A 13,808-nucleotide genomic window follows, 5' to 3' on the forward strand; every position below is an offset into this window, starting at 1 on the left:
CAGCATCAGTAGAATCGTCTGCCAGCTGACCGGCAGCCACATTAGTAATCTTCTGCGCCTGATTAGTACCATGGCTGGCATCATAAGAACCAGTACCATCGGCATTGTTTTTCCATTGCAGCGCATCAGACTGTAAAGCAGAAACATTGCTGCTTACCGTATTCAGTTTACCGGTAGTGCTAAGAGCAGCGGTAGATAAAGAAGTGATACCGGAAGCAGAAGAGGTGGATACCTGATAAAGCTGACCGGCATTAACCGCATCAGTAGAACCATTTATCAGCTGACCGTCTGCCACATTGGTAATTTTCTGCGCCTGATTGGTACCATGGCTGGCATCATAGGCACCGGAACCATCGGTATTCTTTTTCCATTGCAGTGCATCAGATTTTAAATCAGCAACAGAGCTGCTCAGTGTACTGATATTACCATTCACATTGGCCATATCACTGACACGGCTCACAGCGGTAGATAAAGAAGTGATACCGGAAGCAGAAGAGGTGGATACCTGATAAAGCTGACCGGCATTGACAGCATCAGTAGAATTGTCTGCCAGCTGACCGGCAGCTACATTGGTAATTTTCTGTGCCTGATTAGTACCATGGCTGGCATCATAAAAGCCGCCAATACCATTGACATTATTTTTCCATTGCAGTGCATCAGACTGCAAAGCAGAAACATTGCTGCTTACCGTATTCAGTTTACCGGTGGTGTTTAGAGCAACAGTAGATAAAGAAGTGATACCACTAGCAGAAGAGGTGGATACCTGATAAAGCTGGCTGGCATTAACTGCATCAGTAGAACCGTCTTCCACCAGACCGGCAGCCACATTAGTAATCTTCTGCGCCTGATTAGTACCATGGCTGGCATCATAGGCACTGGAACCATCGGCATTGTTTTTCCATTGCAGTGCATCAGACTGCAAAGCAGAAACATTGCTGTTCAGTGTGCTGATATTACTATTAACATTGCTCATATCACCGACTTTGCTTACAGCAGTAGACAACGAGCTTAAACCAGTGGTTGTAACACTGGCCAGATTTTTCATCTGTGCCACATTCACCGCATCGGTATCGTTTGTACCTGCTGCCAGACCGGTTAACTGACGGGTTATTCCGCTGCCTGCATTACCAATAGCAACAGCACCTGCGGTGCTGGTCCAGGTCGGATTATTCGCAGCAGAATTTGTACCAGTAGGGTCAAAGCCGGTTTTTCCTTTGTCAATATTGGCAACTGATCCGCTGCCCAGAGCGACACCTGTGTCTACAATAGTCGTAGCATTGGTACCTATTGCAATACCACTGGCATTGCTAACGCTGACAGAATTACCAATAGCAATTGCATCAGTAGCATTGGCACCTGTACTTGTGTTATTACCAATAATTAAGCCACGATCGGCATTAACCGTGTTATCATTGCCCAGAATCAGGCCACGAGTGGCCGTGACGGTATTATCATTACCAAAAACCAAATCTTTGGCTGAACTAACAGTATTATCATTACCAAAAACCAAATCTTTGGCTGAACTAACAGTATTGTTATTACCAACAATACGGATATTATTTACGCCTTCAGTTGTACCGCTAATGGTATTTTTATTACCGAAAACACCAGAATCATCAACAGCAATTGTGCCGTTTTCGTTACCAAGAGAATAAGTGTTGTTACCGGTAATATTGGTTGGGTTGCTCGGGGTTGCACTTATTTCACCATTCTTGAAAATGGCATTGCTTTGTACACCGCCGATTGCCCCGGATTTACGCCCGCTGACCTGATTACCAGCGCCAATACTGATACTCTGATCGCCAGCTGCCTGTGCTGCATTACCGACTGCCACACTGCTGTTACCGGATGCAGTTGCACCGGTACCCAAAGCAACCGCTGCATCTTTATTTGCAGCACTGCTTAAACCAACTGCTACGCTGCCGGTACCATTTGAAGAAGCCATAGATCCCAGAGCCACACTGGAAACACCAGTCGCCTGAGAGCTTATACCAAAGGCAATTGATGCAGTGCCGGAAGCCAGAGATGCTACGCCGAAAGCCATTGCTCCGCCCGCAGTTGCAGTTGCGTTAGCTCCGAATGCAGTGGAATAATTCCCGGTAGCGTAAGAACCGCAGCCATAGGCAAAAGAATAAATACCATAAGCTACAGGCATTGCATTGTTATCACCGCCGGTAGGTGCGGCCTGATAACCGGTTCCGCCATCGGTCTTACCTTCATCACTCCATGCTTCTGCTTTGTTAGAAGTTACGCTTCCGTATGGATGACTGGTCCCAAACGCAGTATTTCTAATGAAACGTAAGTATTCATCTTTTGCTGTAATGCCGTCTGAAACGGTTCTGCGACCATTAACTCTGTCTGCACCACAATGGTCGTCATCACCCGAGAATACCATGCTACCATGGCCGCCATATTGATAGCCGCCACCAGGCCAAACTGTACCGCTGTTATTGCCGCCGACAATTGCCGCATTAGCTGCATATACTGGAGCAATTGCCTGCCATTCTAAAATCAGCGCTGTTATTGTTACGCTAACAATTTTTTTCAGTCCTAGCTTATTAATAATTTTTTTAACTATTGATTGTTCACAAACAGTATTTGATTTGGTTTTACTATTCGCCAGCTCTGATGCGGCTACCCATGTTTGGGTATTTTCATTCCAGACATTCCGATAAACCTTGTTCATAGGTTTTTCTCCTGATTGATTAAAGTTACAAAACCAACAATCCAACCCCCTGTACTACAATTTGAATCTGCTTACTCGGCTTTAAAATATCTGCTTATCTTGACGGCTGTATCAGCAGATAGCCGACTCAGGAAATAATCTTCCGGAATAAACAATGACAAAGGTTTACCCAGCGTTAAATCCAATTAATGAAAAAGATTACGCTTGAAAAATAAAAGCTTATAAATTCTTAATTATTAATTATTAATATTTTCAGAATAGATAAATGATTAACTTAATCTTGTAACTTTTTAATACAAAGGTATGAGCAAACTGAATAATTAATATTAAATATATAGAATTAACATGAAAAAATATAAATGTACTTATTTATAATTAACTTTAAACGTAAGAAATTAATGTAAAAATTAAAATAAAGAATAAAAATGAGAGAGAAACAGTAAACAATGCCATTTTATGGCTGTGAATGATAGAAAAAGAAATATTTGATATTTGCAAATTATTTAAAACGGATATTATTGCGGCGTGTCGATTACAGGAGAAATCAAAAAAGATAAAAAATAATTTGGATTTAAGAAAATTTAAATCCAAATCAGCAGAGATGAGAAAGTAAGACGAACAAATTAGCCGGCTAAATCATAAATTTTCATATCGCACTTTTTATCTAGTTCTAAAAATTAGTAAACAAATTGATCATCAATTTTATAACCTGACTTTTCATACAGAGCTCTGGCTTTGAGATTATCGATTGATGTGCATAATGGAATGCCGTCATAGGCAGAATTACTAGCGAAGTTTCTTACTTTTTCCATTAATGGGTGGCAACACCGCATCTTCTGTGGCTTTTTATAATATATAAGTCATTCAAAATGATAGTGAGTGATATAACTAAAGAAGAATATGAAAAATATAACTGTATAAAACCATATGCTGTTTTATTGTCGTAGGCTAGAAAAATGATTGAATCATTGTTTATCAATCTTTCTTTAATGAATTATTTTGATTCAGAATGACAATCCTTAATACCATAAAATTCTCGATATTCAGAGAAAAGTTATGATATATCATCAAATTCGTTTAATGTTCCTTATACTATATTAAATGAGGTATCCATACGTTTATCAATATCATAATGCTATTTAGATAATCAGCATTATGATATTAAACCGCTCCGTTTGGTTCAATATCTTATTTGTAATAGCATAGATTAATATTATAAGAGTGTAACTTTTCAGATTTCTTCAGAACGAATTTTAATTCTTGCGGGAGAAATCTATTAAATTTGTACATTGCAAATCAAAATTAATTTATATATTAGAATGAATCAACGGGTTTAGTTTTTTGGCTAAATTAATTCTATTATAGATTGCTTTTTTATCTTTAAAGAAAATTAGTTTTCAGGGTGATAAATAAAAGTGAATGCTATAAAACATCAATAAAAAATATATTAAAGGTGGAATTATGAATAGTGTATTTTCTGCCAGGGTATCAGCATTGCAGATTTTTTGATTAAAGATATGATAACTTACAAAAGAGTGATTACCTTTTGCTGATTTTTATTCTTTTAAAAAATAAGTTTTTAATAAACCCAATACATTATTAATCAGCATAATACCGGTAATAATTAACAGAGCACCGAGGAAAAAAGCATAGTCAGGTAATTCAGACAGAATCAGCCAGCCCATCAGCATGGCAAATATTGGCTCAGCTAATTCAGTTACCTGAACCTGAGCAGCGGATAAATAACCAAGTGCTTTGGTAGTACAGTAAAATCCCAGAATAGTAGGTAAAATGGCCAAAGCTATCAGCCCTGCAACGGTTTGCCAGTGAAAATCAAAAGGGTTTTGCCGGAAGGTTGCTAAATAGGGTATAGCCAGATAGATCAGACCAAACAATAATAAAAATCTGGTCAGATAAATACCACCATGTAAACCGAATTTCTTAACCAATACACTAAACAGCCCGTAACCGGCTCCTGCGGCACTGGCAAATATCAATAACAATAATGAGGCCTGCCCAGACCATGAAATAACGCTAATGCCGGCGATTGCAACAGCAACACCGAAAATGGCTGATATTTTAATTTTTTCATTTAATAATAAGCAGCCGAAAACTAATGCCGCTATCGTAGCTGAAGCCATGAGTATCACGACTACATTCGCCGCACTGCCATGCCCGTAAGCGATTGTTTCAAAGAAAAACAAAGTAAATATTCCAAACAGAGCACACAGACCGATATGCATCCAGATTTTTATATTATTATCTGATACAGGGGCAACTATCTGAATTTGCCGGGTAAATGGAGTACGTATCAAGAGTAGTGAAACAAAAACAAAAGCCAGAAACGTTTTATAAAACGCTATTTCATAAGGATTCAATCCACTGGCCATCAGTAATTTACTGATAATACCTATAGAACCATTTAGTGCGGCTGCTGATAATGCAAATAAAATTCCGGCTAAAGCTTTAGGCATTATGGACTTTCTCCGATAAATCTTTCCACATGGCAGATTTCGAATACGCTGACTAAACTCAGAATCAGGTTCCGATCATTCATTCAAACATGTAGCTATCTGACACGATAATTAAATAATCATATGCTAAAGCCAGTATTCTATACTGTTTAACAAGTCTGTTTTTATACTTTTAAGAATTCTTGATTACCCGTCCCCTCTCTCGGTTTCTGAATTTGTATTTGCTGAATAGTAGTCAGAGCAGAAATACTTTTACTGGTTTTAATCTGGTTTTTATTTTAATTATGCTAAATAAATATATTTATCATCGCCGGTGCTGATTATTTTTATAACATTTGATAATGCAACCGACCACTTAAATGATTGTTTTATTCTGTAACGGTTTAATGGTTATCTGAAGATTAATTCTGTATCAGCAGGGAACAGGCTTAGTTCACTTTAGACATTAAAGCCGGCTATTGTTTTATCTGGTTGATGAATAATTATAATAATTAATTTTATATAATAAATTATTATCGTTTTATTTTAATTTTTTATTGTTAAATTTACATTTACATGATATTGTATGCCTGGTTTTTATATTTTTATAAAAAGGTACTAAACATGAACACTGTAATGCTTGAAACACATTCCCGATTAAACCGTTATTGCAAATTAATGTCTCAGTTAACCCTGATTCCTATATTCTGTATAGGTATCGGAATGATATCTCCTTTATTATTTTATTTTTTGATATTCATAATATCGGACTGAATTCCGGGGGATATTCATTTTTTATTACCCATAGTATGGGTGATGGTAATGCTGATATTGATATATCCAGACTTTCTTTATGGCAGGCAGTTTCTGCTACCTTAATTGATACCATAATCATTGCGATTCTGGCTTATGGTTTCGTTCAGCTCAGATTGCTGTTTCTAAGCTACAGTAAAGCAGATTATTTTTCTGTGAGATCAGCAAATTACTGTTATGCATTTGGTAAAGCTTTGGTGATTTGGGAGGTTTTACAATTGCTCTCAGAGCCTCTGCTATCGTTTATCTTAACACTTAATAATCATTTTCCGGATCGGTATATTTCGATATCATTTGAAAGTAGTGATTTAATTCTGTTATTCCCTTCTATCAGTATTATGATTATCGGTCAGATACTAAAAAAAGCATGCCAGATTGCAGAAGAAAATAAGCAGTTTATTTAACAGGAGTTTAATGTGCCGATTATAATAAATTTAGATGTTATGCTTGCTAAACGGAAAGTGAAATCAAAAGAGCTGGCTGCTGCTATTGGTATTACCGAGCAAAACTTATCTTTGCTTAAACAGGGAAAAGTAAAAGGCATCAGGCTGGCTACGCTGGAGGCAATCTGTCAGTATCTGGATTGCCAGCCGGCTGATATATTGGAATATATTAAAGATAATCACCCGGAAACGACATTGTAACCTTTATCATGTCGTTTCATTAGCGCATTGTCATATTTTACCCATAAGAAAAACTAAAATAAAAATCGTATTTTATCTGTTTTCTTTAAAGCGAATCAGACGCCCAGTGTTGCCCCGCCATCTACAACAATTTCCTGCATAGTGATCTGTGCTGCTTCTTCAGACAGCAGGAAAGAAACGGTATTGGCGATATCTGCCGGCTGAGCCAGTTTTCTGAGAGGAATGCCAAGACGATATTGCGTTAAGTCACCATCCAGTATTCCGGCCGGTGGTTCGTTGTCGGTCCATAATTGTTGTTGCATCGCTGTGAGGGTAGAGCCCGGTGAAACGATATTAACCCGGACATACGGGGCAACTTCCAGCGCAAGATTGCGGCAGAAATGGCTGAGTGCTGCTTTGGTGGTGGCATATAAACCCATCTCAGTGCGCGCCATGCGGGCACTGTTAGAGCTGACGGTAACAATACAGCCTTGTCGCTGCTGCCGGAAATGTGCGGCTAAATGCTGGCTGATGAATATGGGCGCCAGCAGATTAACATTCAGGCTGGTTTGCCATTGTGCCTCAGTGGCACTCAGCAACGGTGTAAGGATTAATACTCCGGCCACATTAACCAGACCGGTTATATTGTATTGATTAATCAGTGTATTGAGTAATATACGGGTTTCTTCGAAAGCAGTGATATCCTGACTAATGCTTGTCCAGTAAGTCTGATACTGGGCTTCAATCATCTGTTGAACCGGCCAGCTCGGCGAATAGGGCTGTTTATCGATTCCAATAACATGATAGTGCTGTTTGAGTAGTTTGGTAACAATCGCAGCCCCTATACCCTGGGCTGCACCGGTAACGATAATGGCTTGCTGCATGGTTGTTTCTCCAGATAATGTTACTGTTGCTGAAATACATTGAGCATAGTTTGCATTTTGGCTTCGGTTTCAAACCATTCTGCTGCTGCGTCTGAGCCTGCAACGATGCCTGCTCCGGCATACAGGCGGATAATATTGTGATTCAGTAAGCCGTTGCGGATAGTAACAACCCATTCTCCGTTCCCGCTGGCATCCATCCAGCCATTCAGTCCGCTGTAGTAATGACGGTTATAGCCTTCATGATTGAGAATAAAGTCTCTGGCGATATCCGTTGGTGTGCCGCAAACGGCCGGTGTGGGATGCAGATGAAGTGCCAGATTAAGTGCATCGGGCGCATCGGCTTTCAGTTGCCCCTGAAAGACTGATGACAGATGAAACATGGTTGATGTAGTTAAAATTTCGGGTATTTCTGATGCCTGATACGCTGAGCAATAGCTGCTGAGCTTGTGCCGGATATTATCGATAACCAGCTGATGTTCATACCTGTCTTTGGCCGACTGATAAAGTTCTGTCTGAGTCTGGCTGTTGTGTTCCGGAATGGCCGGGCGCGGTCGGGAGCCGGCCAGCGGGTTACTGCGTACCTGTTGCTGCTGGCGCGATAGCAGTAATTCCGGGCTGGCACCAAAAATGTACTGGTCTTCTTCTACAGGAATCATAAATTTATAGGCATCAGGATTTTGCCGGATAAGGATATTCAGTAAATCCTCCGGGCTGTACTGCCGGGCAAATTCAAATTCTGTTGCCTGTGACAGCACAATTTTTTGCATCTGTTTATCCGCCATAGCGCTTAAAGCTGTTTGAACACTGTGTTCGAATGCCTGACGCTCTACCAATGATTTTTTGCGGATAAGGGAGTTTGCTATTTTGCCTGCTGAGGCAGTATTGTGCTCAAAGTGAGCTGGTGAGGTTTGATTAAATTCACTGTAAAAATTTAAGGTACCGTTTTTTCTGGTATCAAATGGAATAGCAGCAATAAGAATGGGATTGGTATATCCCTGCGCTTTGATGTGATTAAAACAGTCGGCAATCTGCTGATTGCAGGATTCGGACTGATTAACCGGCATGTGTATTTTATGGATAAGATGTCTGGCACTGATGTGATGCTGTCTGGTTGCAAAACAGGCAAACTGATCCTGAGATTGAATAGGAGAGTGGGAAACAACGCTTGATTCTGTAATCGTCATTTTATTACCTGTAGACAGATGCGGGTTATATGTAATGAAAAATCTAGATAAATCAGGCTATGTAAGTTTGTTTATATTAATGCAAATAGTAATCATTATCAATAATTATAATAAAAATACAGAAAATTTTCTGTTCTGGGCAAAATTCAGCCACAAGCTATTTCAGATATATGCAATGGTTATTATTTTTTCTTTTGTGCAATGGAAACAAACTTCTGCTGTTTGCGGATTTGCATGGGTAAGCGGTGAATCAATCAGGAAATTCAGGTATGAATGACGATACGACTGGAAAGCTATATCAGTAAAATTAATCAGTTTCTGATATTGATGAAACCATGCTTTGATAATGCTCTCTTTTGCTGAAAAAAGCAGCAGCGCCATCAACGGCAGGTCAGTACTGTGTTCGGTTATATAGCGTAATTCGGCCGCCCGGAGAAACAGGCTCAGAGTGGATTTATGCTCATTCATAATACTCTGATGCTGCCGGTATTCAATATCGATACCCAGATAGCGGTGTGTCGGCTGTTTTTTCTGTACGCAGGCAATAGCCAGACATTGGCGCTGATTGCTGGTGTGGCTCAGACTTCCCTGTAAGGATTCAGGAAAAAGCGGCTGTCCCTGTGAGCCTGTTTTCAGATTAAAGTTGCTGTAATCATACTGTAATAATGCATATTTTGCCGCCAGCCGGCCGGCTATAAATTCTGTCTGGCGTTTGTGCCGGCTTTGTCTGATGTTGTCCGGCAGAAAGATGTTATGTATCTGACCAATTTTATGCAAAACCGCTGTGTCGGCTAATGGCATGCATATCTGGTGAATGGTGTTATCGCCGATGCTGATTGTGTGATGACTGAATAATGCATGCGAATCATTCACCGGCAATAGCAATTTTCTGCTGCCGGCAGAAGTGTTTTGCCGGCAGTCTGTTCTGCCCGGGTCTGATATAAATGACATGCATAGCCTGTATTTTAAGATATGGCTCTAATCAGTAGTATTTGCCTGAATCATATCTGGTGTTTATGTAATATTCGGCGATAAATCCAGAGTCAGGGTAGGCTGCCACGGAGCCGCACTACGATGCGACACAAAAATCAGGGTGCAGGACTGGCTGAGTATAGTATCAATCAGTTGTTGTTCCGTACTTTCATCCAGTGCTGATGTGGCTTCATCCAGAATCAGTATCGGCGCATGCTTGATAAGAGCACGGGCAATGGCTACGCGCTGCTGTTCGCCGCCGGATAGGGCAGAGCCCTGCTGGCCGACATGTTGGTGAATGCCTTCATCCGTCCGGTCGATAACTGTTCCCAGCATACATTGTTTGGCAATAGCTTCGATTTCAGCGTCACTGGCATCAAAACGGCCGATGCGGATATTGTCTGCCAGAGTGCCGGTAAAAATAATCGGGTTCTGAGCGACATAAGCCATATTGTCTGTCAGTGTCTGATAAGACAGTTGAGGCAGCGGAATGCCGTCTAATCTGATTTCACCCATAGCCGGATCATCAAAGCGCAGGCATAGTTGCAGCAAGGTACTTTTGCCACTGCCGCTAACACCGGCAACGTGTAAGCGCGCACCTTCGGGGATATCCTGATTAATGGTTGTCGAGCCGGTGATACAGTTCAGATTATGCAGAGATAACTGTGCATGCTTCGGGGTGCGCGTTTCTTCTGTTTCAGGCAGTACCGGCGGATGGGTAAGTTGCTGAAAGTGGCGCAGTGAGCTGATTAAATCATTGATGCTCAGACCGGCAGTAGCCAGTGCACTTAATGGTGCGCCGGCGCGCCCCATCAGTAATAATACAGCCAGTATCAGGTATTCATCGTTCTGAGCGGATAAAATACAATAAACCGCCATACCTGCCATGGGCAGCACATTAGCTAAAGTAGCTATCAGCGTTGCACTGGCTGCACTGCAGTTAATTTTGCTTAGCAGGTTTTCCTGAGTGCTCCAGCGCTGCCGGATAGTATCCAGCGCATGAGCCGATCCTGCGGCTGTACGCAGCAGAGTAAGGTGTTCAACCAGTTCAATGGTTGCCGTGGTGCTGTCCAGTTCGGTCTGATGGCGTTGTGCATCAGTTTTATTTAAAGCATATTGTGCCCATACTTGTAATAGTAAGGACAGCAATATCATCGCCAGTGCAGCTAACATGATGCCTGTACCGGCAACAAAGGCCAGCCCGATACAGATAAACAGGGGGAGACAGGGCGCATGTAAAAAGGTCTGCAACTGATGTGCCGGAATGCTCATGAAATTCGGAATTTCCTGTCCGGCAGTTTTACTGATAACCGCACGGCGCTGGTCATTAAACCAGGATAATTTAGCGCTGGACAGAGAACGTCCCAGTGCGGCAAATAAATCTCCGGCCAGACGTACGCCGGTAAGAAAGCCGTTACGGGTAACCAGTACTGTAATCACTATGGCTATAGCAGCACTAATCACTACCCACAGTGGCGACTGCTGATTTACTATAGCCAGAGCCAGTATGGTGTAAGCACATGCTTCCAGTACGGCAACCAGTATCCAGCCGATGCTGACAGCAATCAGGCGGGGTCTGGTGGCGGCCGGTATGGTTTCAAAAAGGGAGTGTTTGTTGCCGGCTGCTGTATTCATGCCTCGCTCCTTAATGCTTCCAGTACCAGTTTTGCATCGGCTTTATCGGCCAGAGCCGGCTGGTGAGTAACAATGATAATGGTTTTATGCGCAGTATGAGCCAGTTCCTGCAAGGCCTGAAATATTTCCCGGGCATTCTGGTCATCCAGCGCACTGGTAGGCTCATCCATTAAGATAATTTCTGCCTGAGTGAGAAAAGCCCGTGCAATGCAGATACGCTGCTTTTCTCCGCCGGACAGGGTACGGGCAGGTGTTGATAAATCCAGATTCAGATTGGCTCTGGCCAGAGCCTGCTGCATGACTTCATCGCTGGCATCAGGAGCAGTTAAGGCCAGATTGGCACGAATCGTATTGTCTAAAACATCATATCCTTGCGGAATAAACAGAATCAGCAGGTGGCGGGTATCGTCATGTAATGCAGACAGATCGGTCTTACCCAGTTGAACAGTTCCGGATGTCAATGGTATGTATCCGGCTAATGCATTGAGTAAAGTGGTTTTACCTGCTCCGCTGGGGCCGGTAATAGCGGTAATGGCACCGGCGGGAAATGTGAAGCTGAGTTTGCGTAAAACCGGATGTTCTTCCTGAGAAAAAACTGCATCATGCATAGATAATACTGCCGGCTCCGGCAGATGATTTATGGTTCCGGCCGGTAATAAGGGCTGATGTAAAAATTCGGTCAGACGTTTGGCAGCAGCGCGTCCGGCTCTGATGTAATCAATACCATGCCCGAGACGTAATGCCGGTGTCACAATGGCCAGACTGAATAACAGAGTGGCAGCCAGAGTAGTGGTGTCCTGTGTATAACTGACCCAGTAGCCAATGGCAAATGTCGCTACTGCCTGTAGCATAGCAGTGGCGATGGCTGCCGGCGTGGCTGCCTTGGCTACCCAGTGCACCATATTACGGGTAAATTTTTCAGTTGCTTCTGTATAAGCAGTTAATGCGCTGGAATGCTGCCCGTAAATACGATAAACCGGAATCCCGCGTACATATTCATCGGCCTTATTAATGATATCCAGCATTACCTGCATACGTGCAGTACCGTCACGCCGGGTCATGCGCGGTATGATGATGAGATAATAAACAGAAGCAATCAGTCCGGGTAATAATACCCATATTGCCGATATGCCGATAAAATAAATAAGGATACCGATGGATAAAAGCGGAATAACCGTAAATATGGCAATCTCACCGGGTAAATGCGCCAGCATATGATGCAAACTGGCAACATCATCGGTTAGCAGCTGTTTAAGTGTCTGCTCATTCTGTTTAGCCAGTATATTGGACGGCATACGGATTAAATGTTGAGCCACTATCCGGCGTAAAGCCGCCGCAAAGCGGCTTTCTGCCTGATGTGCCAGCCATGAGGACAAGGCCGTAAACAATGCGGCCAGCAGCCAGCTGACCAGTGAATAATTCAGCCAGCACCAGCTCATGTTATCGATAAATTTAATGATAAACCATAGCCCTGCCAGCATAGCGATACCGGCAATTACGGCGGCAAGTGTACCGCTTATCAGCCCGGGCAGGGCTACTCGCCACTGATGAGCCAGACCGGGCGGTATGCTCTTGCCGGATAGATTTAAGTCAGTCATGTTTTATGTTCCTAAAGCTGTATGCAGCGTCCGGCTAATTATTTGCAGCCAATGCTAGGCTGAAACAGTTTTGTTTTGTTTTTCAATGAGTTGCCACCAGTTGTTTAGTGAAGGCTGCTGACCCAGTACATCATAGCCAATATTGATGTCATACTGTTTCAGTTCAGCGGCAAACTGCATAATGCGTAAAGAATCCAGGCCGTAGAGAATCAGGTTCTCTTCAGGGTTAATGGTTTCTTCCGGTATTTCCAGTAATGTCTGAACTTTTTGTGTCAGCCATGCACGGGTAAGACTATTTGTTGACGGCAACAATGCCTCTGTAGTGGTGACCTGCCCGCAACAGCCGGCAACATAATTTAACGCTTGCTGGTGTTGCTCCGCAGAGAAGTCAGCCAGTGCATCAGCTACAAAAAATACCTGAATATCCTGCATAAATGCTTCGGCAGCGGTAAGCATACAGCCGATATGCGCATAAACACCACCGATAATCAGCTGATCACGCTGCCAGTTATGCATGTGTGCCAGTAAATCTGAACGCTGAAAAGCGCTATAACGCCATTTGGTCAGTATGGTATCTTCCGGACGTGGTGTCAGGGCATTAACTATTTTCTGCTCTTCAACAGGTGCGGTAGTAATACCCGCACCCCACATATCATTCAGCAGCGCCCGTTGCTGAGGATGCTGCTGATGCGGCTGGGCGGTATACACCACGGGAATCTGTTGCTGAGCCGCCCAGCTGCGCAAACTTTGCAGATTCTTTATCATTGTCCGGATGAGTGTGCTGTCCTGCTGATAAAAATTCAGAAAATAATTCTGCATGTCATGAATTAATAATACAGAGCGCGCAGCATCAGCTTCCCAGTCGGTTTTATTTTGCGGGATTTGTGCCAGAACAGGCATCGGATAATCAGCGATTTGTTTGATAGTCATGCTGTCTCTCGTTTCTCATTCTGATAATTA

10 protein-coding genes are annotated in these 13,808 nt (G+C 42.5%); 2 read left to right on the plus strand and 8 right to left on the minus strand.

From position 1 onward, the window contains the following. Positions 1-2,686, minus strand: a 2,686-nt coding sequence (locus H3U82_RS08850; protein WP_198210210.1) for an ESPR-type extended signal peptide-containing protein, incomplete at its 3' end; no start/stop codon positions are given. A 1,556-nt stretch (positions 2,687-4,242) separates the two neighbouring features. Next, the gene (locus H3U82_RS08855; protein ID WP_198210212.1) at positions 4,243-5,160 is read right to left on the minus strand and encodes a DMT family transporter; all 918 of its coding nucleotides are present in this window, start codon (positions 5,158-5,160) and stop codon (positions 4,243-4,245) included. A gap of 647 nt (positions 5,161-5,807) precedes the next feature. On the opposite strand from H3U82_RS08855, the gene H3U82_RS08860 reads away from it, so the two are divergent. Both H3U82_RS08860 and H3U82_RS08865 read left to right on the plus strand, forming a co-directional pair. Next, a complete protein-coding gene (locus tag H3U82_RS08860) occupies positions 5,808-6,356 on the plus strand; it encodes a DUF2975 domain-containing protein (RefSeq protein ID WP_198210214.1) in 549 nt (182 codons plus the stop codon). Positions 6,357-6,395: 39 nt separating this feature from the next. Next, complete coding sequence (locus H3U82_RS08865; protein ID WP_194240767.1) at positions 6,396-6,596, plus strand: helix-turn-helix transcriptional regulator; 201 nt, start codon at positions 6,396-6,398, stop codon at positions 6,594-6,596. Between the two features lie 95 nt (positions 6,597-6,691). On the opposite strand, the gene H3U82_RS08870 is transcribed toward H3U82_RS08865, so the two are convergent. The 6 genes from H3U82_RS08870 to H3U82_RS08895 all read right to left on the minus strand — a co-directional run bounded on the left by H3U82_RS08870 (position 6,692) and on the right by H3U82_RS08895 (position 13,778). Beyond that, positions 6,692-7,459 (minus strand): SDR family oxidoreductase, encoded by a 768-nt coding sequence (locus H3U82_RS08870; protein WP_084548229.1) that lies wholly within the window; start codon positions 7,457-7,459, stop codon positions 6,692-6,694. Between the two features lie 20 nt (positions 7,460-7,479). Then, positions 7,480-8,643 carry an isochorismate synthase MenF gene (locus H3U82_RS08875; protein WP_174830690.1) on the minus strand — a complete coding sequence of 388 codons (1,164 nt, stop codon included), beginning with the start codon at positions 8,641-8,643 and terminating at the stop codon, positions 7,480-7,482. Positions 8,644-8,805: 162 nt separating this feature from the next. Then, the gene (locus H3U82_RS08880; RefSeq protein WP_198210216.1) at positions 8,806-9,594 is read right to left on the minus strand and encodes a 4'-phosphopantetheinyl transferase; all 789 of its coding nucleotides are present in this window, start codon (positions 9,592-9,594) and stop codon (positions 8,806-8,808) included. 63 nt (positions 9,595-9,657) lie between these two features. Continuing rightward, positions 9,658-11,250 carry an ABC transporter ATP-binding protein gene (locus H3U82_RS08885; RefSeq protein WP_198210218.1) on the minus strand — a complete coding sequence of 531 codons (1,593 nt, stop codon included), beginning with the start codon at positions 11,248-11,250 and terminating at the stop codon, positions 9,658-9,660. Then, positions 11,247-12,848, minus strand: a complete 1,602-nt coding sequence (locus H3U82_RS08890; RefSeq protein WP_198210221.1) for an ABC transporter ATP-binding protein — start codon at positions 12,846-12,848, stop codon at positions 11,247-11,249. Before H3U82_RS08890 ends, H3U82_RS08885 begins: the two co-directional genes overlap by 4 nt. A 54-nt stretch (positions 12,849-12,902) precedes the next feature. Then, positions 12,903-13,778 carry an isochorismatase family protein gene (locus tag H3U82_RS08895; RefSeq protein ID WP_198210223.1) on the minus strand — a complete coding sequence of 292 codons (876 nt, stop codon included), beginning with the start codon at positions 13,776-13,778 and terminating at the stop codon, positions 12,903-12,905. Positions 13,779-13,808 lie beyond the last annotated feature (30 nt).

The organism is Snodgrassella sp. W8132 (assembly GCF_016100865.1).
GTDB lineage: Bacteria > Pseudomonadota > Gammaproteobacteria > Burkholderiales > Neisseriaceae > Snodgrassella > Snodgrassella alvi.